General features: G+C 45.7%; 17 protein-coding genes, 1 tRNA gene and 1 CRISPR repeat array. Of the genes, 16 read left to right on the top strand and 2 right to left on the bottom strand.

Going from position 1 to position 25,364, the window contains the following annotated elements:
- The first annotated feature begins 31 nt into the window (after positions 1–31).
- The 4 genes from DW743_RS16370 to DW743_RS16355 all read left to right on the top strand — a co-directional run bounded on the left by DW743_RS16370 (position 32) and on the right by DW743_RS16355 (position 6,835).
- Positions 32–703, top strand: a complete 672-nt coding sequence (locus DW743_RS16370) for a phosphatase PAP2 family protein (RefSeq protein ID WP_055268197.1) — start codon at positions 32–34, stop codon at positions 701–703.
- 246 nt (positions 704–949) lie between these two features.
- Entirely contained in the window at positions 950–4,747 is a 3,798-nt protein-coding gene (locus DW743_RS16365) for a phosphoribosylformylglycinamidine synthase (RefSeq protein WP_117762150.1), read from the top strand.
- 278 nt (positions 4,748–5,025) lie between these two features.
- Positions 5,026–5,553, top strand: a complete 528-nt coding sequence (locus tag DW743_RS16360; RefSeq protein WP_022463214.1) for an RNA polymerase sigma factor — start codon at positions 5,026–5,028, stop codon at positions 5,551–5,553.
- Between the two features lie 223 nt (positions 5,554–5,776).
- Positions 5,777–6,835, top strand: a complete 1,059-nt coding sequence (locus DW743_RS16355) for a lactonase family protein (protein WP_117762149.1) — start codon at positions 5,777–5,779, stop codon at positions 6,833–6,835.
- A gap of 83 nt (positions 6,836–6,918) precedes the next feature.
- On the opposite strand, the gene aroC is transcribed toward DW743_RS16355, so the two are convergent.
- A complete protein-coding gene (gene aroC, locus DW743_RS16350) occupies positions 6,919–8,025 on the bottom strand; it encodes a chorismate synthase (protein WP_117762148.1) in 1,107 nt (368 codons plus the stop codon).
- Between the two features lie 218 nt (positions 8,026–8,243).
- On the opposite strand from aroC, the gene DW743_RS16345 reads away from it, so the two are divergent.
- Genes DW743_RS16345 through DW743_RS16335 form a run of 3 tightly spaced genes read left to right on the top strand, consistent with a single transcriptional unit; the run spans position 8,244 to position 11,860 of the window.
- Entirely contained in the window at positions 8,244–9,107 is an 864-nt protein-coding gene (locus DW743_RS16345; protein ID WP_055228519.1) for a hypothetical protein, read from the top strand.
- A 15-nt stretch (positions 9,108–9,122) separates the two neighbouring features.
- Positions 9,123–10,559: a pyruvate kinase gene (gene pyk, locus DW743_RS16340; RefSeq protein ID WP_022463218.1), complete on the top strand. Its 1,437-nt coding sequence runs from the start codon at positions 9,123–9,125 to the stop codon at positions 10,557–10,559.
- Positions 10,560–10,582: 23 nt separating this feature from the next.
- Complete coding sequence (locus DW743_RS16335; RefSeq protein ID WP_055221426.1) at positions 10,583–11,860, top strand: diaminopimelate decarboxylase; 1,278 nt, start codon at positions 10,583–10,585, stop codon at positions 11,858–11,860.
- A gap of 156 nt (positions 11,861–12,016) precedes the next feature.
- Here the strand turns inward: DW743_RS16335 and DW743_RS16330 are convergent.
- Positions 12,017–12,099: transfer RNA gene (locus DW743_RS16330), tRNA-Leu, on the bottom strand.
- 413 nt (positions 12,100–12,512) lie between these two features.
- On the opposite strand from DW743_RS16330, the gene cas9 reads away from it, so the two are divergent.
- The 9 genes from cas9 (at position 12,513) to radA (ending at position 24,885) form a co-directional block, all read left to right on the top strand.
- Complete coding sequence (gene cas9 / locus DW743_RS16325) at positions 12,513–16,490, top strand: type II CRISPR RNA-guided endonuclease Cas9 (protein ID WP_117762147.1); 3,978 nt, start codon at positions 12,513–12,515, stop codon at positions 16,488–16,490.
- Complete coding sequence (gene cas1 / locus DW743_RS16320) at positions 16,487–17,353, top strand: type II CRISPR-associated endonuclease Cas1 (RefSeq protein ID WP_117762146.1); 867 nt, start codon at positions 16,487–16,489, stop codon at positions 17,351–17,353. The genes cas9 and cas1 overlap by 4 nt, the downstream gene beginning before the upstream one ends.
- A gap of 11 nt (positions 17,354–17,364) precedes the next feature.
- Positions 17,365–17,670: a CRISPR-associated endonuclease Cas2 gene (cas2, locus tag DW743_RS16315; protein WP_117762145.1), complete on the top strand. Its 306-nt coding sequence runs from the start codon at positions 17,365–17,367 to the stop codon at positions 17,668–17,670.
- Positions 17,667–18,341: a type II-A CRISPR-associated protein Csn2 gene (csn2, locus tag DW743_RS16310; protein WP_117762144.1), complete on the top strand. Its 675-nt coding sequence runs from the start codon at positions 17,667–17,669 to the stop codon at positions 18,339–18,341. The genes cas2 and csn2 overlap by 4 nt, the downstream gene beginning before the upstream one ends.
- A gap of 63 nt (positions 18,342–18,404) precedes the next feature.
- Positions 18,405–18,968: a CRISPR direct-repeat array (repeat unit 36 nt; unit sequence GTTTGAGAATGATGTAAAAATGTATGGTACTCAAAC).
- Between the two features lie 225 nt (positions 18,969–19,193).
- Positions 19,194–19,958: a type III pantothenate kinase gene (locus tag DW743_RS16305; RefSeq protein WP_117510241.1), complete on the top strand. Its 765-nt coding sequence runs from the start codon at positions 19,194–19,196 to the stop codon at positions 19,956–19,958.
- A 79-nt stretch (positions 19,959–20,037) separates the two neighbouring features.
- A complete protein-coding gene (locus DW743_RS16300) occupies positions 20,038–20,424 on the top strand; it encodes a GntR family transcriptional regulator (protein ID WP_117510240.1) in 387 nt (128 codons plus the stop codon).
- 16 nt (positions 20,425–20,440) lie between these two features.
- On the top strand, positions 20,441–22,915 hold the full coding sequence (locus tag DW743_RS16295; RefSeq protein WP_117762143.1) for an ATP-dependent Clp protease ATP-binding subunit: 2,475 nt from the start codon (positions 20,441–20,443) through the stop codon (positions 22,913–22,915).
- Positions 22,916–23,018: 103 nt separating this feature from the next.
- Positions 23,019–23,432, top strand: a complete 414-nt coding sequence (locus DW743_RS16290) for a hypothetical protein (RefSeq protein ID WP_055221437.1) — start codon at positions 23,019–23,021, stop codon at positions 23,430–23,432.
- Positions 23,433–23,505: 73 nt separating this feature from the next.
- Positions 23,506–24,885, top strand: coding sequence for a DNA repair protein RadA (radA, locus tag DW743_RS16285; protein WP_117762142.1), 1,380 nt, complete (start codon positions 23,506–23,508; stop codon positions 24,883–24,885).
- Positions 24,886–25,364: the final 479 nt, after the last annotated feature.

The following is a 25,364-nucleotide window of genomic DNA, read 5'->3' as shown; positions in this document are numbered from 1 at the left end:
AAAAACCTCGTCAGAAAAGTGGAGGGAAACTATGAAGACAATAAAAAAATATAAGCATTTTCTTCCGGTAGTGGTTTATGGTATTTTCTATCTGAAATGTTTTCAATATCTGGAAACGCACATTACGAAAGGTTATCATCTGATTCATACTCCGTTTGATGATATGATTCCGTTCTGTGAGTTTTTTGTGATTCCTTATTTTATGTGGTTTGGATATATTGCATGGTCTGTCCTTTATTTCGGCTTCTGCAACAAGAACCGCAGAGAATATTATCAGCTGATTATCAACCTGGGAATCGGAATGACGGCGTTCCTCGTGATCTCCTATCTGTACCCGAACGGCCAGAACCTGCGCCCGACGGTATTCCCACGGGAGAACATTTTCACGGATCTGGTCAGAGGCCTTTACCTGACAGACACACCGACCAACGTATTCCCAAGTATTCACGTATATAATTCCGTAGCCGTAGCTGTTGCCGTAGAACACAGCGAGCAGCTCAAAAACCGCCCGGTATTCCGAAACGTCTGCCTGGGCCTGACGGTGCTGATTGTGTTTTCGACCATGTTTTTAAAACAGCACTCCGTATCGGATGTGTGCTGTGCGCTTGTTATGAATGCGGGAACCTGTATGCTGCTGTACCGGCCGGCAAAGGCGGGGAATGCACTGCGGACACGGGAGAAAAAAGCGAAATATAGAATGTAAAAACGGAAACGGACGGCCCGCGCACCAGAAGGGGCGCGGGCCTGACGGTTTAGGACGGGAGAGAATGGGTGATGAGTGGGATGGTAGTGCAGGAAAAATGGAATGCGTCCGTCTATTAAGAAACAAAACTTATAAAACATATAAGATATATTAATTTCATTTATAAAGATAAATATGCTATTCTGTAAGTAACGAAAGATTGTCCCGTTTTTGGGGGACTATGATTCAGACAAATGGAGGATAAAAATGAGTACAGTCAGACGCGTTTATGTGGAGAAAAAGCCGGAATTTGCGATTAAGGCGAAAGATCTGAAGCATGAAATCAAGCACTATCTGAACATCCAGACCGTAACCAACGTACGGGAGCTGATCCGGTACGATGTAGAAAATATCAGTGATGAGACATATGAGAAAGCATGTAAAGTAGTCTTTGCAGAGCCGCCGGTTGATATCTGCTATCAGGAAGATTTCCCGCGTGCAGAAGGTGCGAGAGTATTTTCCGTAGAATTCCTTCCGGGACAGTTTGATCAGAGAGCCGATTCTGCCGTACAGTGCGTGCAGTTCTTAAAAGAAGACGAGCAGCCGATCATCCGCTCCGCCGTTACGTATGTTATCGAAGGAGAGATGACTGATGAGCAGTTTGACGCAGTCAAAGCACACTGCATCAATCCGGTAGACTCCAGAGAGACAGGACTTGAAAAACCGGAAACCCTCGTGACAAAATTTGAAGAGCCGGCAGACGTCAAAATCTTCGACGGATTCATCGACATGCCGGAGGCAGAATTAAAAGCCCTGTATGATTCCCTCGGCCTTGCCATGACCTTCAAAGACTTCCTGCATATCCAGAACTACTTCCGCGGCGAAGAAAAACGAAATCCATCCATGACCGAGATCCGCGTACTCGATACCTACTGGTCCGATCACTGCCGCCATACCACCTTCTCCACCGAGCTTACCAACGTGACCTTCGGCGAAGGCGACTACTACGAGCCGATGAAAAAAAGCTACGACCGCTACTTAAGCGACCGTGAGGTACTCTACAAAGGCCGTGACGACAAATTCATCTGCCTTATGGACCTTGCCCTTCTGGCAATGAAAAAACTGAAATCCGAAGGAAAACTCGCAGATCAGGAAGAGTCTGATGAAATCAACGCATGCTCCATCGTCGTACCGGTAGATGTAGACGGAAAAGACGAAGAGTGGCTGATCAACTTCAAAAACGAGACCCACAACCACCCGACCGAGATCGAGCCGTTCGGTGGTGCAGCAACCTGCCTTGGCGGTGCAATCCGTGACCCGCTTTCCGGCAGAACCTATGTATATCAGGCAATGCGTGTGACCGGAGCCGCAGATCCGACCCGTCCGCAGAGCGAGACACTCGAAGGAAAACTTCCGCAGAAAAAACTCGTAAGAGAAGCAGCACACGGCTACAGCTCCTATGGAAACCAGATCGGTCTTGCAACCGGCTATGTCAAAGAAGTTTACCATCCGGACTACGTGGCAAAACGTATGGAGATCGGAGCCGTCCTTGGAGCAGCACCGCGCCGTGCCGTTGTCCGTGAAAATTCCGATCCGGGCGATATCATCATCCTGCTCGGCGGCCGTACTGGAAGAGACGGCTGCGGCGGTGCAACCGGTTCCTCCAAAGTACATACGACAGAATCCATCGAGACCTGCGGTGCAGAGGTACAGAAAGGAAACGCACCGACTGAGCGTAAACTGCAGAGACTGTTCCGCCGCGAGGAAGTCAGCCTTCTGATTAAAAAATGCAACGACTTCGGTGCAGGCGGAGTTTCCGTTGCCATCGGCGAGCTGGCACCGGGCCTTAAGATCAATCTGGACAAAGTACCGAAAAAATATGCCGGCCTCGACGGAACCGAGATCGCCATCTCCGAGTCCCAGGAGCGTATGGCCGTTGTCATCGACCCGAAAGACCGTGAGCAGTTCCTGAAATATGCCGCAGAAGAGAACCTGGAGGCAACCGAAGTTGCAGTCGTAACCGAGGACCCGCGTCTGGTACTCTCCTGGAGAGGAAAAGAGATCGTCAATATTTCCCGTGCATTCCTGGATACCAACGGAGCACATCAGGAGAATGATGTCTTCGTAGAGATTCCAAAAGCAGAGGACACCCCGTTAAAAAGAAGCGGTGACATTGCCGACGTGAAAGAAAAATGGCTGTCCACCCTGTCAGACCTCAACGCATGCTCCCAGAAAGGTCTTGTCGAGATGTTTGACTCCTCCATCGGAGCAGCCAGCGTGCTGATGCCGTACGGTGGAAAATATCAGCTGACTGAAACTCAGGCCATGGTTGCAAAAGTGCCGGTTCCGGATGGAAAAACCAACACCGTTACCATGATGAGCTACGGCTTTGATCCATACGTATCGAGCTGGAGCCCGTATCACGGAGCAGTCTATGCCGTAACCGAGTCCCTGTCCCGCATCGTGGCAGTCGGCGGCGATTACAGCAAAGTCCGCTTCACCTTCCAGGAATATTTCCGCAGAATGACTGAGGATCCGCACCGCTGGAGCCAGCCGTTCGCAGCACTTCTTGGTGCATACGACGCACAGATGGGCTACGGCCTGCCGTCTATCGGAGGAAAAGACAGTATGTCCGGTACCTTCAACCATATCGATGTACCGCCGACACTCGTATCCTTCGCGGTTGACGTTGCAAAATTAAAAGATGTAGTATCTCCGGAGCTGAAAAACACAGGAGACAAACTCGTGTGGATCCACCTTCCAGTCGACGCACATCTGCTTCCAGAGTACGAAGGCGTCATGGAAACCTACAGAAAACTGCATGAGGATATGCAGAACGGCCGTGTGAAAGCCGCTTATGTCGTAGACCGTCAGGGTATCGCAGCAGCCGTATCCAAGATGGCATTCGGTAATGCTCTCGGCGTAACCATCGAGCACAATGTAGACGAGAGAGATCTCTTTACTCCATATATTGCAGATCTGATCTGCGAAGTTCCGGCTGAAAAAGTCGGAGAGCTGGCAAGCACCTACACCGTCATCGGTGAAGTGACAGACAAACCGGTTCTTTCCTATAAAGACACCGAAATCACCATCCGCGAGGCCGTTTCCGCATGGAACAAACCGCTGGAAAAAGTATTCAAGACCGTATCCGGTGCAGAGCTTCCGGAGGTAGATGCCCTGAATGTGGCAGCAGCAGACGAAAACGGAATTGTTGCAGACAGCTGCTATCAGGCAAAGAGCATCCACGTATGCTCCCACAAGCTGGCACAGCCGACCGTATTCATTCCGGTCTTCCCGGGAACGAACTGTGAGTATGACAGCACCAGAGCTTTCGAGCGTGCCGGTGCAAAAGTTATCACTCAGGTATTCAGCAATCTTTCCGCAGAAGACATCCGCGGTTCTGTCGATGCCTTTGAAAAAGTCATCAACCAGGCGCAGATCATCATGTTCCCTGGCGGATTCTCCGCAGGTGATGAGCCGGATGGATCAGCAAAATTCTTTGCAACCGCATTCCAGAATGCGAAGATCAAAGAAGCTGTTACCAAACTGCTGAATGAGAGAGACGGACTTGCCCTTGGTATCTGCAACGGATTCCAGGCACTGATCAAACTGGGACTCGTTCCGTACGGTGAGATTCTCGGACAGACGGAGGATTCCCCGACTCTGACCTTCAACACTATCGGACGCCATATTTCCAAGATGGTTTACACGAAGGTTGTGACCAACAAATCCCCATGGCTGGCAGGCGCCGAGCTTGGCGGTGTTTACACCAACCCGGCATCCCACGGAGAGGGACGTTTCGTAGCATCGAAAGAGTGGATCGACAAGCTGATGGCAAACGGCCAGATTGCAACCCGCTACTGCGATGTCAACGGAAACCTGACCAACGACGAGTACTGGAATGTCAACGGTTCCTACTGCGGAATCGAGGGTATCACCAGCCCGGACGGCCGTGTCTTTGGTAAGATGGCACACGCAGAGCGCCGCGACAACGGCGTAGCAGTCAACATCTACGGAGAGCAGGATCTGAAGATCTTTGAGTCCGGTGTTGCTTACTTTAAATAAAATAAAACCAAAATAGAAGATTCCCGCAGAGAGGAAGAAAGCTCCTTTCTGCGGGAATTTTTTGTCAGAAACAGTAATTTCTGATTTCGAAAGAAAAAATTTGATTATGCGCCGCGGTGCAGTTATAACGCAATATTTTGCTTTATTAACAAAAGTAATAAGGTCAAATAGTAGAAATATTCTGAAAAAACGAAAGATTTCGATAGTCTCAACACATTACATATATGACGGGCCCGGAAGAGAAGGACAGCGAAATAACAGGAGGGAGAAAGAAGTGTATGAGACAAGAGAAGGAACGATTTTTTCAGATCATATTCGAGGAAAACAGTCATGTGCTGTTCCGTTATATCTGCGGTCAGTTGAACAATGACCGGGAGACGGCGAAGGATGTGCTGAACGATGTATGGGAGGTATTGGTGGTAAAATTTGAAACCGTTGCCGATCTCGAAGGAGAAGAGATGACGAAATGGCTGTTCTGTGTGGCAAAAAACAAGATCAAGAATCAGCGCAGAAAACATTATTATCAGAATGAAGTTTCCTATACACAGTATCAGAAAGAGAACAGAAATGAAGGGGAGGCGGCCGCGACAGCCGAGATTGAGGAACGAATGGTGATGCAGAACTGCATCCAGAACCTGAATCCGATGGATCAGCGCATTTTCTGGGGGAGAGCATATGGATTCAGCTACAAAGAGCTCAGCGGATTCTGCAAGAAAAGCGAGCAGGCGCTGCAGTGCCAGTACAGCCGCGCAATCAAGAAACTGCAGGGAATGATGAGTCAGGAAATCAGTCTGACGAGAGCGTAGAAAATGGAAATGGTATGCAGCGGAAACCTCAACTCTTACAATCCAAAAACAATAGAAATATCTAAAAAATTCTCTGCAGGAGAATATCCTGTGTCTAAAAATAAAGTGTTACCGTTTACATATCAAAAATCCGTTTTCCTCGTTGTCGTGGCGCGGAAATTGTGTTAAAATATTTTTAGAAAATTCACACGATGTGCGAGAAGGCAGAAAGGATGAAAACAACATGAAGGATGAGTACGTAGCCTATGTAGGCACTTATACCCATGGAAGCAGCATTGGTATTCATTTATATGATGTAAATGTAGAAGAAGGCACTCTGACAGAGCGAAAAGTCATACCGGTCAACAACTCTTCCCACATTGCCCGTTCCTTAAACGGCAAATACCTGTATTCGATTGCAGATGAAGGCGTTGCAGTGTTTGCAGTGGAGGATGACGGAGACCTGACCCCGATCAACAAAGTAGACATCGACGGCATGCGCGGCTGCTATCTGTCGGTGGACAAAACCGGAAGATACCTGTTCGTGGCAGGCTATCATGACGGAAAAGTAACCGTTGTACATACCCATAAGGACGGCCGCCTCGGAAGTCTGATGGACGGCGTGTTCCACAAGGGCCTTGGCAGTGTGGCAGAGCGTAACTTCCGCCCGCATGTCAGCTGTGTCGTTCCTACACCGGACAACAAATATGTCTGCGCAGTCGACAACGGCATTGACCAGATCAAAATGTACAAGCTGAACACACAGCGTGACCGCCTGAAACTGGTGGATATCCTGCGCTGTGAGCGTGAATCCGGTCCGAGAGAGATCGTTTTCAGTGAATCCGGAAAATACGCGTATGTCATTTACGAGCTGATGAACAAAGTCGATGTATTCAGCTACCGTGATACGGGAAACGGACCGGAATTTGAAAAACTGCAGTCGATCAGCACCACATCCGCGAACGTGGACCAGGCGCACGACGCTGCATCCGGCATGTGCCTTTCCCCGGATCACCACTACCTGTTTACTTCTACAGCCGGAGACAATACCGTAGCAATGTTCCATATCGACCCGGAGACCGGCTGCATGGAGAAGAAGTTTGCACTTCCGATCAGCGGCGAATATCCAAAGGATATTGCAATGTTCCCGGACGGAAAACATATCGCAGTGGCAAACCATGAGTCCAACACGATCACAACATTTACCGTTGATTATGAGAAAAACGTGCTGGTTCAGAAAGGCCGCCCGATGAAAGTGGAGACGCCGAACTGTATTCTGATTACGAAAAAAGGCGTTCACTAAAAAATAACGCAAAAATGCCTGCAGGAAGAACTGTATCCCGCAGGCATTTTTTGTGTTGAAGCCAGAAAGAAGCAGTCCGGCCTTTATTTCTCGTCCAGAGCCCAGACTTTCTTTACATTGTCCAGTTTGGCGCTCATGCCGACGAGCAGTGCGTCCGCCAGGACAAGAGCGGTCATGCATTCCACGACAACAACGGCGCGTGCAACGATGATCGGGTCGTGGCGGCCTTTGATTTCGATGGCAATATTTTCGCCGTCTTTGTTGATGGTCTGCTGGGAAGCAGCAACGGACGGGGTCGGTTTGAAACCAGCCCGGACAACGATATCGCTTCCGTCGCTGATACCGCCTAAAATACCGCCGGCGTGGTTGGTCAGCTTGACAATGGAGCCGTCCGCATTTACATGGAAGGCATCGTTATTGGTAAGCCCGGTAGCTGTGCAGACCGAGAAACCGTCTCCGATTTCCACGCCTTTTACGGCGCCGATGGAGACGAGTGCTTTTGCAAGGTTGGCATCGAGCTTTTCAAACACCGGATCGCCGACACCGGCCGGCATATGGTGAACGACACATTCGACCACACCGCCGACGGAATTTTTTTCCGCCATGGCTTTTGTTAAAAGCTCGGAAGCCTTTTCGGCAGCCTCTGCATCCGGCATATTCAGGGCGTTATTCGCGATTTCAGCGGTATCAAAAGACTGGATTTCCACGTCACCGATGGAGCGGGTGTAGGCGGAAACGGTGATGCCAAGCTCAGAGAGCATTTTTAAGGCAATGGCACCTGCAGCCACGCGTGCGATCGTCTCGCGTCCTGAGGAGCGTCCGCCGCCGCGGTAGTCGCGGAAACCGTATTTTGCATCAAACGTATAGTCGGCGTGGCCCGGTCTGTAATAGGAAGCAATGTCGCTGTAATCTTTGGAATGCTGATCCTCATTCCATACCACCATGGAAATCGGGGTACCGGTCGTTTTTCCTTCGAAAGTGCCGGATAAAATCTGAACGGTATCGGATTCTTTCCGTTTTGTGGTAAAGCGGTTCTGTCCCGGCTTCCTGCGGTCGAGGTAAAACTGAATATCCTCCTCGGAAAGCGAAAGGCCGGCCGGCACTCCGTCCACAACAACGCCCACGCCTTTTCCATGAGACTCTCCCCAGGTGGTCAGTCTGAAGATGGTACCAAATGATGATCCTGCCATATATAAAGTCCTCCTGAATTTTTTCGTATATTTATAAAATAACTGGAAAAGATTTCTAATAAATTATACCGGAAAGTAAAACATTCGTAAAGCTCTTTTTCGGAGACGAAATTCACCGTTATACCGTTTGACAAACGAAAAGGCAGCACGTATAATGAGAATGTATTTTCGGGCAGTGAAAGCCGGTAAAATAAAACAAACAAAAAGGAAGAGTGTGCATGAATTTTTTAGACAAAATGGAGCGAAAATATGGGAGATACGCGTTAAGCCATCTGACGATGTACATTATCGTAACGTACATTGCGGGATATATCATTGCGCTTGCGGCTCCCATCATGAGACAGTATCTGACGCTGGAACCATATTATATTCTGCACGGACAGATCTGGCGTCTGGTGAGCTGGATTCTGATTCCGCCGAGCAGCCTTGATATCTTTACGATCATCATGCTGTTTTTCTATTACTCAATCGGAACAAGCCTTGAGAGAGCCTGGGGAGATTTCAAGTATAATGTTTACATCTTTTCCGGCATTCTGATGACCATTATCGGTTCCTTCCTGCTGTATGGAATCTTATATGCAGTCAACGGATATCCGTCGCTGATGGGAACGGCATTCAGCACTTACTACATCAGCCTCTCGATTTTCCTTGGCTTTGCGATCAGCTTCCCGGATATGCAGGTACTGCTGTATTTCATTATTCCGATCAAAATCAAATGGCTGGCATACCTTGACGTAGCGCTTCTCGCCTACAGCATGATTACCAGCATCATGAGCGGAAACTGGGCAGGATGTGTTGTTATTCTTTGTTCCCTTGCAAACGTCCTTGTGTTCTTCCTGATGACAAGAAAAGGAAAACGCGGCTCTTTCCAGCAGAACAGACGCCGGAAGGAATTTAAAAAGGCCGTTTCAAGAGGCGAAGCCGAATACCGCAATCCGAACGGGATCACAAAACACAAATGTGCGATCTGTGGCCGGACCGAAAAAGATGATCCGAATCTGGAGTTCCGTTTCTGTTCCCGATGCAACGGAAACTATGAATACTGCCAGGATCACCTGTTTACGCATGAACATGTAAAATAAAGAAGGAGAGAAAGTATGAGAAGAACGAAAATTGTCTGCACCATGGGACCAAATACCAACTCCCGTGACCTGATGAAAAAACTGATTGAAACCGGAATGGATGTTGCTCGTTTTAATTTTTCTCATGGAGACCACGATGAGCAGAAAATGCGTATGGATATGCTGAAAGAGCTTCGAAAAGAGCTGAAAACTCCTGTGGCAATCCTTCTGGACACCAAAGGACCGGAAATTCGTACCGGCGTTTTAAAAGATGGAAAAAAAGTGAATCTGGTAACCGGACAGACTTTTACCCTGACAACCGTTCAGGAGACCGGAGATGAAAATCACTGTTCTGTCAGCTACACCGGCCTTACGGAAGATATCAAAGAGGGAGATACGATTTTGATCGATGATGGTCTGATCGGTCTGCGCGTAGAAAAAGTAAATGCACCGGAAATTGTCTGTACCGTAGTAAACGGCGGCGAGCTCGGAGAAAAAAAGGGCGTGAATGTACCAAACGTTTCGATCAATCTTCCGAACCTCACGGAGAAAGACAAAGGAGATCTTCTTTTTGGTATTGAACAGGATATTGATTTTGTTGCAGCTTCCTTTATCCGGAATGCAGAGGCAATTAACGAAATCCGTGAGTTCCTTGTGGCAAACGGAGGAGAGCATATTGATATCATTGCCAAGATCGAAAATGCGGAGGGTGTGCAGAACATCGACAGCATCATCGATGCGGCAGATGGTGTGATGGTTGCAAGGGGAGATCTTGGTGTAGAGATTCCGGCGTGCCAAGTACCGCATGTACAGAAAATCATCATTGAAAAATGCAATCATAAATACAAACCGGTTATCACAGCAACCCAGATGCTGGATTCCATGATCCGGAACCCGCGTCCGACCCGTGCAGAGGTAGCCGATGTTGCGAATGCAATTTATGATGGAACGGATGCGATCATGCTCTCCGGCGAAACAGCAGCCGGAAAATATCCGATCGAGGCAGTTACCATGATGGGAGAGATTGCCGAGCAGACGGAGCGTTATCTGAAATTCGAAGACTACCGCGATGGAAAAGCGCTGGAAGGAAAGCTAAATGTTTCCGCAGCAGTCGGAAGTGCAGCCGTTTCTATGGTAGAACACATCAAAGCAGCCTGCATTGTGACTCCGACGATGTCCGGTCAGACTGCAAGACTGATTTCCAACCTTCGTCCGAGCGTACCGATTTACGGCGTTACCCCATATGAATGGGCAAGAAGAAAAATGCAGCTCTACTGGGGCGTTCGTCCGGTGACCGGATACGAGGAAGATTCTACGGAGAACATCATTTCCCATGCTATGTATATGGTGCGCCGTGAGGAGCTTGTAGAACGTGGCGATATGGTTATTTTTACGGCCGGAGACCCTGCTACTAACGAGGTGACGGGTGAAGGATATATGACAAACATGCTTCACATTATTCAGGCAAAATAAGCAGAAGAAGGAGACAAAAGAGAATGACGAAGAAGCCTTTTGTAACAAAAGAAAAACTGGAAGAAATCGCAGCAGCAGTACCAACTCCGTTTCACATTTACGATGAAAAAGGAATTCGTGAGAATGCGAAAGCGGTAAAGGAAGCTTTTTCCTGGAATCCGGGATTTCGTGAGTATTTTGCTGTAAAAGCGAACCCAAACCCGACACTGATCAAAATGCTGGGTGAATATGACTGCGGATGCGACTGCTCTTCTTACACGGAGCTGATGCTTTCCGATGCGATGGGATTTGAGAAAGATAAAATCATGTTTTCATCCAACGTAACACCGGCTGCAGAGTATCAACTGGCTGCAGAGCTTGGTGCGATCATTAACCTTGATGATATTACGCATATTGATTTTCTTGAGAAAACATTAGGCTACATTCCGAAGAAAATCTGTTGCCGTTATAACCCGGGCGGACTGTTTAAAATCAGCACCGATATTATGGACAATCCGGGAGATGCCAAATACGGTATGACAACCGAGCAGATTTTTGAGGCATTCCGCATTCTGAAGGCAAAAGGGGCAGAAGAGTTCGGCATCCATTCCTTCCTTGCAAGTAATACCGTAACCAATGATTACTACCCAGTTCTGGCAAAAACACTGTTTGAGCTGGCTGTAAAGCTGCAGAAAGAGACGGGCGTGAAGATTAAATTCATCAATCTTTCCGGCGGCGTCGGAATTCCGTACAAACCGGATCAGGAAGGCAATGACATCCGCGTGATTGGCGAGGGTGTACATAAAGTGTACGATGAAGTTCTCGTTCCGGCCGGCATGGGCGATGTTGCAATTTACACGGAAATGGGCCGTTTCATGATGGGACCGTACGGCGGACTCGTTACCCGCGCCATCCATCAGAAACACATCTACAAAGAGTACATCGGCTGTGATGCCTGCGCGGTCAACCTGATGAGACCGGCTATGTACGGCGCTTACCATCACATCACGGTGATGGGAAAAGAAGATCAGCCGTGCGACCACAAATATGACGTAACAGGCTCTCTGTGCGAGAACAACGATAAATTCGCGATCGACCGCATGCTTCCGGAAGTGGAAGTCGGAGACCTCCTCTTCATCCACGACACCGGCGCACATGGATTTTCCATGGGATACAACTACAACGGAAAATTAAAATCTGCAGAGGTTCTGTTAAAAGAGGACGGCAGCTTTGAAGTCATCCGCCGCGCAGAAACCCCGAAGGACTACTTCGCTACACTGGATGGAACACCGGAGTATGAGAAGATGTTTGGAAATAAATAAGAAATAACAACAGTAAAACCCCTTTCAAAAAGAACCATGCGGCAGATGGCCGGTTCTTCGAAAGGGGTTTTCTTTCTTTCAAAAGCTGTTTTTTTGAAGGGAAGACAATAAAAAAGATCTGCATCAACGTTCGTTTTTGCAGATCTTTTTTAGCTATGCCGCTGGCCGGACTCGAACCGGCACGGTTATTCACCGCTTGATTTTGAGTCAAGTGCGTCTACCAATTCCGCCACAGCGGCAGTGTTCGTAATCAGAACAAGATATATTTTACCATAAAAACAAGAAGGACGCAAGAGAAAAAAATGGAATAATTATCATAAAAACTTTCTAAAAAAGATTGACGAAAGGAAAAAATAGAAGTATAGTGTAGATAGTTTAGTACCATACTAAATTTTACATCATAAGTTCAAATAACGATTTATCGAAAACGCCATCGTTAGATGGTCCACAGTGTGTGGAACGAAAACTGTTGTCTTCATAGACAGCAGTTTTTTTGTTGTCTAAAATTAGAAATGAAACATGGTTATGATTCAGTACTGTGAGAACAGCAAGAACCAGGAAGTAGAATTGTTGAAAATAGGAAAGAAAAGATGTAAAAAATCAAAATATATGGTAAAATTAGATAAAATGTAGAAAATGGAGGAAAGAACAGATGAAAGGGGAATATTATCTCGGACTTGATATGGGAAGCAGTTCGGTTGGATGGGCTGTGACAAATGAGAAGTACGAAATTTTGCGCGCACATGGAAAAACACTTTGGGGTGTACGGCTATTTGACAGTGCACAGACTGCAGAAGAGAGAAGAGGGTTTCGGACAGCAAAACGAAGATTGGATCGTCGTAATTGGAGAATAGAATTGCTGCAGAAAATTTTTGCGGAAGAAGTAGAAAAGATAGATGATGGATTTTTTCGCAGAATGAAAGAGAGTCGTTACTGGCCAGAGGATAAGCGTGACAGGCAGGGAAAGTGTCCGGAACTTCCCTATGCATTGTTTGCGGATGATGATTACACAGACAAAGAATATCATAAACAGTTTCCAACCATCTATCATCTGAGAAAATGGTTAATGGAAACTGACGAAACGCCTGATATTCGCCTGATATATCTTGCTCTGCATCATATGATGAAACACAGAGGCCATTTTCTATTAAACGGAAATATCGAACAGGTAAGAGAATTTCAGACAACATTTGAACAGTTCCTTGAAGCAGTGCGGGCAGAAGAACTTGGCTTTTCTTCCGAGATTGGAGTGGAAAGAAGCAAGGAAATAGAGGCAATTTTAAAAGACCGAACATTGACCAAATCTGCGAAAAAGACAAAAGCAGTAAAAGCAATGCGGGCAGAAACATCCTGTGAAAAAGAGTGGCTGGGATTGATTACCGGTGGAACAGCAAAACTGGGAAATCTGTTTGGGGAAAAACAGATGGATACACTGGAACGGCCAAAACTTTGCTTCGCAGATGCAGGTTATGAAGAATACGCTGGAGAGATCGAAGCAGAGCTGGGAGAAAAATATGTATTAATTGAACACGCAAAAGCAGTGTACGATTGGGCTGTTCTGGCTGATATTTTGCAGAACTATTCTTCTCTTTCAGAGGCAAAAGTGGCACTTTATGAAAAGCATAAAAAAGATCTGAAAGATCTGAAAAAGCTGGTCAGAGAGAATCTTTCAAGGGAAGAATATCAGAGACTGTTTGCAAAAAAGGATGAAAAAGCTAATTATTATGCGTATATCAAGGCACCAAAACAATGTAGTCAGGAAGACTTTTACGGTTATCTGAAAAAGAATATTCTGGGCAAGATATCAGATGTGACGAAAGCATCCTGCATGCAGAAGGAAATGGAAATGGGAACGTTTCTTCCGAAACAGACTGTAAAAGACAACAGTGTCATTCCATATCAGATTCATTTATATGAATTAAATGCAATCCTGAAAAATCTGGAAGATAAAGTTCCGCTACTGAAAGAGAATGGAGAGAAGATTCAAAAGATTTTCACATTCCGCATTCCGTACTACGTAGGACCCTTAAACGGAATTCGAAAAAAAGGGGAGAAGAGTAACTGGGCGGTACGAAAAGAAGGCAAAATATATCCATGGAACTTCGATGAGATGGTAGATTTGGAAGCAAGTGCAGAGCAGTTTATTCGAAGAATGACGAATAAATGTACTTATCTGCCAAGTGAAGATGTTTTACCAAAGTATTCTCTGCTGTACAGCAAATACGAAGTTTTAAATGAATTAAATAATCTGCGTTTGGATGGAGAAAAGATATCTGTAGAGCAGAAACAGAAAATATATGAAGAAGTATTCCAGAAAAGCAGAAAGGTTACACAGAAAAAACTGAAAAACTATTTAGTGAAAGAAGGAATTACCGGAAAAGAAGTTGAAATTACCGGAATTGATGGTGATTTCAAGAGTTCTCTTACGGCATACCATGACTTTAAAGAGAAATTAACAAATCTGTCACTGAACCAGGCGGAAAAAGAATGCATCATCCTGAACGTAACGCTGTTTGGAGATGATAAAGCGATACTGAAACAGAGATTAAAGAAACTGTTTCCGGAGTTGACAGAAAAACAAAGAGACAGCATAAGTAAACTGCCGTATCGTGGTTGGGGAAGACTCTCAAAAGTGTTTTTGGAAGAGATGGAAGCACCGGCACCGGAAACGGGAGAGGCATGGTCTATTATTCGGGCTTTGTGGGAGACGAATGACAATCTGATGCAACTGCTTAGCGAAAAATATTTGTTTGCATCGGCAATCGAAGAAAAGAATGGAAACGAACAGAAAAAACGGGATATTTCGTATGAATTAGTCGAGGAGCTTTACGTATCACCGGCAGTGAAGCGGCAGATTTGGCAGAGCCTTTTGATTGTAAAGGAAATCTGTAAAGTGATGGGAAACCCACCGAAACGTGTTTTTATAGAAATGGCAAGAGAAAAAACCGATCAGGGAAGAACCTCTTCAAGAAAAAAGAAACTGCTGGAACTTTATAAAAAATGTAAAGCGGAAGAAAAAGACTGGATAGATGAGATTGAAAAGCGTTCCGATGCGGAAATGAGAAGAGACAAGCTGTATTTGTATTATACGCAAAAAGGAAAATGCATGTATTCCGGTGAAACAATTGAACTGGAGGAATTGTGGGATAATCAGAAGTATGACATTGATCATATTTTTCCACAGTCCAAAGTGATGGATGATAGCCTGGATAACCGGGTACTTGTAAAGAAAAAGTGTAATCAGATGAAAGAGGATAAATATCCGATCGATGAAACAGTTCGGAAAAAAATGCAGCCATTCTGGAAATCTTTAGTGGATGCCGGATTGATCAGTGAAGAAAAATATAAACGGCTGATAAGAGGAAATGGATTTGAACCGTCTGAATTGGCTGGATTTATTTCCAGGCAGCTGGTGGAAACTCGTCAGAGTACAAAAGCGGCAGCAAGTATTCTGCAGCAGGTGATCCCGGATACACAGATTGTTTATGTAAAAGCGCCAACCGTTTCAAAGTTCCGTAAGGATTTTAAATTTCTGAAGGTACGGGAGATGAATGATTATCATCATGCGAAGGATGCTTATTTGAATATTGTCGTTGGCAACGCATATTTTGTAAAATTCACATCAAATCCGATTCACTTCATTAAGGAAAATCCGGGAAGAAGTTATAATCTGAAGAAGATGTTTGAACAGGAAAGAATTGAACGAAACGGAGAAATTGCCTGGGAAGGCGGGAACGGAACCATTGTGACAGTCCGAAAGTTTATGGAAAAGAACAACATTCTTGTGACGCGAAGATCGTATGAGGCAACAGGTGCATTGTTTGACCAGCAGATTGTCAAAAAAGGAAAAGGTCAGGTTCCGATCAAGAGCAGTGATGAACGGCTTTGTGATATACAGAAGTATGGAGGATATAACAAAGAGGCGGGAGCTTACTTTGTACTGGCAGAATCGGAGGGCAAAAAGGGAAAGAAAATACGAACAATCGAGTATGTGCCGATTCGTCTGAAAAAGGAAATTCAGAAGTCAGAAGAAAATATAATTCGGTATCTGGAAGAGGAAAGACAGTTAAAGAATCCGCGAGTGCTGGTGCCGGAAATCAAAATAGATACTCTGTTTTGTGTGGACGGATTTTATATGTGGGTTTCCGGAAGATCAGGGGATCAGCTATTGATGCAAGGTGCAAATCAGCTGGTACTTTCCCAGGAAGAAACAGAAATACTGAAAAAAATAGTACAGTACGTGGAACGTAAAAAACAGAATAAAGAACTGAAAATTTACGATTCCGACCATTTAGAAGAAAAGAAGGTGGTGATGCTGTATGAAACCTTTTTAAATAAATTAACAAATACGGTATATGCAAAAAAACTTGGAGCACAGGCAAAGACATTAACGGAAAAAAGAGAAAAATTTAAAGAATTATGCATAGAAGAAAAGTGTATCGTTTTGTATGAAGTTTTACATTTTTTCCAGTGCCAGAGTGCTGCCGCTGATTTGAAATTAATTGGAGGATCTGGAAGAGCAGGAATTTTGTGTCTCAACAAAAATATAACCGATTGCAGTCGAATCGAAATGATTCATCAATCGCCAACCGGTATCTACGAGCAGACAGTAGACCTGAATGCATTATGAGCTGGCGGATTGTGGTTATTTCCAAACGGGCAAAGCTGGACTATCAGCTTGGTTACCTTGTGGTGCGAAATGAGGAAGTAACAAAAATACATTTAAGTGAAATATCAACCATTCTGATTGAGTCAACAGCAGCAACAGTCACAACAAGTCTGCTGGCAGAGCTGACAAAAAAGAAAATAAAAGTGATTTTTTGCGATGAAAAGAGAAATCCATCGTCGGAACTGGTTGGGTATTACGGAAGTCATGATACCAGCAATAAAATCAGAAAGCAGATTCAGTGGAGCCGGCACAGTAAAGAAGCGATCTGGACAGAAATTGTGACGGAAAAAATACGAAAACAGAAGGAACTGTTAAAAAATATGGGAAAGGAAGAAGCGGGTCTGTTAGAATCATATTTACAGGAGATTGGCTGGAACGATGAGACAAACCGGGAAGGGCATGCGGCAAAGGTATATTTTAATGCATTGTTCGGTATGACATTTACCAGAACTGCGGATTGTCCGGAAAATGCAGCGCTGAATTACGGATATAGCATTTTGTTGTCTGCGTTTGCGAGAGAAATTGTAGCGAGCGGTTATATTACACAGCTCGGACTCTTTCATGATAATATGTTTAATCAGTTTAATCTGGCGTCCGATTTGATGGAACCGTTCCGTGTTCTGATTGACCGGGAAGTAATCCAAATGCAGAGGAAAGAATTTACGCATGAGGAAAAAATACAGTTGGTCAATGTATTAAACAACGAAGTCATGATAGACGGGAAAACACAGTATGTGAATAATGCCATAAAAATTTACTGTAAAAGTGTATTTGATGCCTTAAATGAGAATGACAGTGCATTGATCCGGTTTTATGGCCTATGAGTTATCGTTTTATGAGAGTATTGGTACTGTTTGATCTTCCGGTGCTGACGGGCGATCAGAGAAGAGAATATGCGAGATTTCGAAAGTTTTTATTGAAAAGCGGATTCCTGATGCTCCAGGAATCCGTATACTGTAAGCTTGCGTTAAATACAACTGTAGTGAATGGAATCGTGGATCAGATTCATAAAAATAAGCCGGAAGAAGGTCTGATACAGCTTTTAACGGTGACTGAGAAGCAGTATGCGAAAATGGATCTGATTGTTGGGAACGTAAAGAGTGAAGTGTTGAATACGGATGAAAGGCTGGTGATTTTATGAAACTGGTACATGTGGACTTGGAAAAACCTATTGCGATTCATCGGAACTGTCCCACGGAATGGATTATAGAATCACCGGAGCTGTTTTTAAAATATGTGGAGCAGCTGCAAAAACAAAATCAGGGAGAGAAGGGAAATTTCGTACTTTCTAAAGCTGACACAGAGCTGAATATGAAAAGAGATGTGGAATTGGTATTAACGCCCTTTTCTCTTGATTTTGCGGATCACAGAATACAAAAACGGTTATTTACAGAGCTGGTCAAAAGTGCGCAAAATGAAGAAATGTTTCTGGAAACGCAGAGAATTATTGCGGAACTGAAGAAATACATCTATCAATTGGAAGCTGTCAGTGGGTACGAATTGGAACAAAATGAGGAAATCGATTTGAGCGCACTCCTAAAATTGATGGGAGTTCAGACAGAAACCGAAAAAGAGATGGGGCTTCTGGAAAAATTAACGCAATATATCAAAGTTATGGCCGAACTTCTCCAAAAAGAACTGGTGATTTTGGTCAATATTCGATCCTATCTGAACGAAACACAAATAAACAAACTCTCCCAAATGGCATGCTACTATGAAATATCCTTGCTTTTCATAGAAAATATACAAAGGGACTTTTCGAATCAGAGAGAATATTATATAATTGACAAAGATGGATGTGATGTCTATTAATATCCATCGGATGTTTGAGTACCTGTTTTGTGCAGATGAAAGCAGTTCATTTTTAAATTTGAGGTTTGAGAATGATGTAAAAATGTATGGTACTCAAACTTTTGCCGCGGCGAGTTGTATTCTGTGCAAGTTTGAGAATGATGTAAAAATGTATGGTACTCAAACGCACGATCAGTTGTTTCAATAATTCGAAGCGTTTGAGAATGATGTAAAAATGTATGGTACTCAAACCATTCTGATCTCGACCAATTCCAGATGCGAGTTTGAGAATGATGTAAAAATGTATGGTACTCAAACTTTTCCAACGATCCCATGACACGAAAATGAGTTTGAGAATGATGTAAAAATGTATGGTACTCAAACTTCTGCGGCTCTCCATGCGCTTTCCACTGGGTTTGAGAATGATGTAAAAATGTATGGTACTCAAACCAGACTGGCCCCGATGATCCGCGACACGCCGTTTGAGAATGATGTAAAAATGTATGGTACTCAAACGATTAAACTTGCTTTTGAAAATGGGATTGAGTTTGAGAATGATGTAAAAATGTATGGTACTCAAACTTTCCACCTCCCCTAAATCTGTAAGTAATGGTTTGAGAATGATGTAAAAATGTATAGTACTCAAACATTTTCAGGGCAAATTCTGCTAAATCGTACGTTTGAGAATGATGTAAAATTTATTTTTGTGAACAACAAGAATAGATAATTCAAAATGAAATATTCAGAAGACAGTATGAAATCGACTTAATTGTCTTTTTCTTGCTGTCTTTTTCCTTGTCTCAAAGCGCCGCACCATGTATAATAAAACCACAAGAATTTCATTTCATAGTTTTTACAGGAGGAACCTGAATCATGATCCTTGCAATAGACATCGGCAACACGAACATCGTCCTTGGGTGTGTGGAAGGGAAAAAAACATACTTCATCGAAAGACTCTCCACGGACAAGGCAAAAACAGAGCTGGAATACGCAGTCAGCTTGAAAAATGTACTGGAACTGTATGAGATTCCGGTGGAGCAGATCGAAGGAGGTATCATCTCTTCCGTTGTTCCGCAGGTGACAGAGCTCTGCCGGAGTGCGGCAGAAAAAGTGATTAAAAAGCCGGTCAAAGTTGTCGGCCCCGGTGTGAAGACCGGACTTAATATCAAACTGGACGATCCCGCAACGGCAGGAAGCGATCTTGTTGTTGTAGCAGTAGCAGCGCTGAATGAATACACATGTCCGCAGATTGTTATCGATATGGGAACTGCCACGACGATGAGTGTACTTGATCAGAAAGGAAGCTTCATCGGAGGCGTGATTCTTCCGGGACTTCGTACTTCGCTGGATGCTCTCGTATCAAATGCCGCGCAGCTTAGTCAGACCAGTCTGACAGCACCGAAAAAAGTCATTGGCAAAAATACGCTGGACTGTATGAAAGGCGGTATGATTTATGGAAACGCTGCCAGCATCGACGGCATGATCGAACGGATGGAAGAAGAACTTGGCTGCAAATGCACGATTGTGGCTACCGGAGGTCTGGCGAAAGCTGTGATTCCGCACTGCAGACATGACATCATCATCGATGAGAATCTGCTCTTGAAAGGTCTTCAGATCATCTACGAGAAAAACAGGTAGGGAAACCGTTTGTTGACAAAGTCTGCGAATTGTTATAACATATGTATAACAAAACGATACGAGAAAGCAGGGTGTAACTATGTATTATGAGACAATACAGATCGATTTCAACAGCGATGAAGCGATCTATATCCAGCTGAGAAATCAGATTATTCTGGGTATTGCCACTTCCAGAATTCAGGAAGGAGATACTCTACCTTCGGTAAGACAGCTCGCAGACAATATCGGAATCAACATGCATACCGTAAATAAGGCCTACAGCGTACTCCGGCAGGAGGGGCTTCTTTCGATTGACCGAAGAAAAGGAGCCGTTATCTCTATCGATGCGGATAAACTGTATGCCATGCAGGAACTGCGCGAAGATCTGCAGGTGATTCTTGCAAAAGCCGTCTGCAAAAATATATCAAAAGAAGAAGTACATCAGCTTGTAGATGAAATTTACAGCAATTACGCAGACGAAACATGAAGGAGACAATAGTATTATGAGAGAAGGATATACCAGTCAGGCAAAAAAAGCACTGGCATATGCGGTTAGGACAGCTGAAAAATGTGGACATAATTACGTAGGAACCGAACACCTTCTGATCGGACTTCTGAACGTGGAGGATGGCACAGCAGGCATGGTGCTTTCTGAGTTTCACGTAGATGCCGGACAGCTTACCGAACTGATTGACCGTCTGATTGCACCAGGCGGAAACACCGTGACCGAATCCCGACCGGGCTATACTCCGCGGGTACGCAGAGTGCTTGAAAATGCAGAAGCGGAGGCAGCGCGTTTTAAGAGCAGAGCTGTGGGAACCGAGCATTTGCTGATCGCAATCTTAAAAGAAAGTGACTGTGTTGCTACCCGTTTGCTTTTTACCATGGGGATCAACATTCAGAAACTATATGGAGCAATCCTTACTGCCATGGGCGAGGCACCGCTGCAGGGCGGTGCAAGCGGAAATGCAAATACCGGCCGCGGACCGCAGACAAGAGGTGGAGCGCAGACCAGCGAAACGCCGGCACTGGACCAGTACAGCCGGGATCTGACTGAGCTTGCGCGCGAAGGAAAACTCGATCCGGTTGTCGGCCGTGGGCAGGAAATTGAGCGTGTCATTCAGATCTTAAGTCGCCGGACAAAAAACAACCCGTGTCTGATCGGAGAGCCGGGTGTCGGAAAAACGGCGATTGCGGAAGGTCTGGCGCAGCGGATTGCCCTTGGCATTGTGCCGGAAACGATCCGCGATAAGCGAGTTGTTGTCCTTGACCTTTCCGGAATGGTAGCCGGAAGCAAATACCGCGGTGAGTTCGAAGAGCGTATCAAACGTGTCGTCAAAGAAGTGACGGACAATGAAAATATTCTGCTGTTCATCGATGAACTTCACACCATCATCGGGGCCGGCGGTGCAGAGGGAGCACTCGATGCATCCAATATCTTAAAACCGTCCCTTTCCCGCGGAGAAATTCAGCTCATCGGTGCAACCACGCTCGAAGAATACCGTAAATATATCGAAAAAGATGCCGCATTGGAGCGCCGTTTCCAGCCGGTCAAAGTAGAAGAACCGACGGAAAGCGAAGCACTTGATATCTTAAAAGGCCTGCGCCCATACTACGAACGCCACCACGGCGTGGAAATCACCGATGAAGCACTGGAAGCAGCCGTAAAAATGAGCGTCCGCTACATCAACGACCGTTTCCTGCCGGATAAAGCCATCGATCTGATCGATGAGGCATCCGCAGGCGTACAGCTCGCCGGCTACCAGGTGCCGGACAACATGGCAAAAGAGGAGCAGACACTGTTCGAAGTACAGAAAGAAAAAGAATCCGCGATCAGTACCGGCGATTTTGAGCAGGCAAAAGAACTGCAGGCGCGCCAGCAGGAGCTCGAAAAAGATCTGGAGCAGATCCGAAAACGCTTTGAACGCCGTTGCAAAAACAAAAAACTGCAGGTAACAGAAGAAGAAATCGCAAAAACCGTATCCACCTGGACGAAAATTCCGGTACAGCGTCTCGCGGAAGGAGAATCGAAACGTCTGGCAAGACTGGAGCAGACACTCCATAAACGCGTTGTCGGCCAGGAAGAAGCCGTGACAGCTGTGGCAAAAGCCGTAAAACGAGGCAGAGTCGGATTAAAAGACCCGAACCGTCCGACAGGATCCTTCCTGTTTCTTGGACCGACCGGTGTCGGAAAAACAGAACTTTCCAAAGCACTCGCCGAGGCAGTTTTCGGTACAGAGCAGGCCCTGATCCGCGTTGATATGTCGGAATACATGGAGAAACACAGCGTTTCCAAGCTGATCGGTTCCCCTCCGGGATACGTTGGCTACGAGGAAGGCGGCCAGCTCTCTGAAAAAGTGCGCCGCAACCCGTACAGTGTGATCCTGTTCGATGAGATCGAGAAAGCTCACCCGGATGTGTTCAACATTCTGCTGCAGGTACTTGATGATGGCCATATCACCGACGCGCAGGGCAGAAAAGTTGATTTCAAACAGACCTGCATTATCATGACATCCAATGCCGGAGCACAGAACATTGTAGCGCCGAAACGCCTTGGATTCCTTTCGACAGAAGATGAGCGGAAAGACTACGAATACATGAAGGGCCAGGTGATGGAAGAAGTCAAACGGATGTTTAAGCCGGAATTCCTGAACCGAATCGACGAGATTATTGTATTCCATCAGCTTACCAAGGCGGATATGAAGAAGATTCTGCAGATTCTGCTCAAAGATCTGGAGCGCCGCTGCAAGGAGCAGATGGACATTGAATTGAAAGTCCGTGACACCGTGAAAGAATATCTCGTGGAAAACAGCTTCGACAGCAAGTACGGTGCCCGCCCGTTAAAACGCGCGATCCAGAGCAAAATTGAGGATCCGCTCGCAGAAGCCATCCTGAACGGAGAAGTGAAAAAAGGCGATACCGTTGCGGCTGGAATGAATAAGAAAGAGATTACATTTAAGGTTCTTGAGAAAAAATAATATAAAATTCCATAAATTATATGGTAAAATCTTTTTGATTATGGTATGATTTTCACAAAGAAACGAAACACCACAAAAGACAAGACCAGGAGGGCATTTACAAATGTCAGTAGTAAAAGAATTAATCCGCACAGAGGCAGACGGAGGCATCAGCTTCGGAGATTATGAGCTTGCGGCAAAGGCAAAAAAATCTGATTTTGAGCACAGAGGAGATCTGTATAAAGTAAAAACCTTTAAGGAAATCACAAAGCTGGAGAGAAACGGACTGTTCGTATACGAATCCGTTCCGGGAACCGCAGTTACCGATCTGAACGTATTCGACGACGGCATGACCTTCAAAGTAGAAGGACCGGAGGATGCACAGATCACCGTTGAAATGGAAGCAGAGACCGAATACAAGGTGTTGCTCGACGGCGTAAACGTTGGCCACATGACCACAAACCTCGGCGGAAAACTTTCCTTCAGCGTAGAGCTGGAAAAAGCAGAGGATGTAGCAGTAGAAATCGTAAAAGCATGATGAAATAAGAAAAGAAGGCTGTCGCAGAACGTGTGCGGCAGCTTTTTTTGACAATTATAAGGGAGACACAACTATGGCAAAAGCAAAAAAGACAGCCTTTTTCTGCCAGAACTGCGGCTATGAGTCCACAAAATGGATGGGCCAGTGTCCGGCGTGCAGAGAATGGAACACGTTTGTGGAGGAACCGACAGCGGCCAAAACACCGGCGGGAACGCAGGGGATCGGAAATCACAGCGCGGCGGGCAGAAAGCCGGTGCATTTGATGGAAATTTCAACAGGAAAAGAGGAGCGCATCCCGACGGGAATCGGAGAACTCGACCGGGTGCTCGGCGGAGGAATCGTGCCGGGTTCCCTGACACTGGTCGGCGGCGATCCGGGAATTGGAAAATCCACACTCCTTCTGCAGGTGTGCCGCATGCTGTCCACAGCAGGACATCAGGTTTTATACATTTCCGGTGAGGAGTCCCTGCGCCAGATCAAACTGCGCGCTGTGCGGATCGGAGAATTTAACGAAAATCTGTCCCTGCTCTGCGAGACGAATCTTGATATCATCCGCGCCGTCATGGAAAAAGAGAAGCCGGAGATGGCCGTCATCGACTCGATCCAGACCATGTACAACGAGGAGGTCAGCTCCGCGCCGGGCAGTGTATCCCAGGTCCGGGAATCGACGAATGTGCTGATGCAGATTGCAAAGGGAATGGGAATTTCGATCTTTATCGTCGGTCATGTGACAAAAGACGGTAATGTGGCCGGCCCGCGTGTGCTGGAACACATGGTAGATACCGTGCTGTACTTCGAGGGCGACCGTCATGCGTCCTACCGGATTCTGCGCGGCGTCAAAAACCGTTTTGGTTCTACAAATGAGATCGGCGTCTTCGAAATGCAGACAGAGGGACTCGTGGAAGTGAAAAATCCATCGGAATACATGCTGAACGGACGGCCGGAGGGAGCTTCCGGTTCGGTTGTCGCATGCTCCATGGAGGGAACGCGCCCGATCCTGATCGAGATTCAGGCACTGGTCTGCCACAGTAATTTCGGAATCCCGCGCCGCACCGCAGCAGGATGCGATTTCAACCGCGTGAACCTGCTGATGGCAGTGCTGGAAAAACGCGCAAGAATCAATCTCTCGACAAGCGATGCCTACGTCAACATCGCAGGCGGAATCAAGATGAATGAGCCGGCGATCGATCTTGGCATCACACTTGCCGTCGTATCGAGCTACAAAGATCAGGTGATCGATGAGAAAACGGTCGTATTTGGCGAGGTCGGCTTAAGCGGTGAGGTCCGCGCCGTCAGCATGGCGGAACAGCGTGTACTGGAAGCAAAAAAACTGGGCTTCGAGCGGGTGATTTTGCCTGCTGTCTGCATGAAGTCCGTGGAGAAAATCGGTGGAATCGCACTGATTCCGGTGGAAAATATTCAGGATGCGATTCTGCGCGTGGGGAAAAATTAGAAGGAAGTTGTGGAAAAAGGACCGGCGTGTGATGCGTACGGTCCTTTTTGAAAAATTCAGATAAAATACAAAATATGCAGAATTAACTATATTTTTCTAAAAATAAGAAAATTCGAAAAAAGGTGTTGACTTTTGCTTTGGGCGGTGTTATTATAACTAAGCTGTCAGCGAGAGCTGATGCAAAAGAGTTTCTTTGAAACAGAAAAACCTAGTTCGGAGCCGGGTGGCTGCCGCGGGTTGCAAAAACTGCTTCAAAAAACTTGAAAAAAGTTCTTGACAAAAGCAAACAAGTTTGATAAAATAAACGAGTTGCTGATCGAGAGAACAGCAAAGAAGTTCGAAAGAGCTTCAAAAAATAAATTAAAAAAGTTCTTGACAAACGAAAAGTTCTGTGATAAAACAAATGAGCTGATCCGAGTCGGAACAGCAGAGATCCTTGATAATTAAACAGTGAAACACATCCTCGAAAGTTCTGAATA

Source organism: Blautia sp. AM28-27, from assembly GCF_003480905.1.
Taxonomy (GTDB): Bacteria; Bacillota; Clostridia; order Lachnospirales; family Lachnospiraceae; genus Fusicatenibacter; species Fusicatenibacter saccharivorans.
Note: the sequence above shows the minus strand (reverse complement) of the source record. Positions and strands in the feature narration are given on the sequence as shown.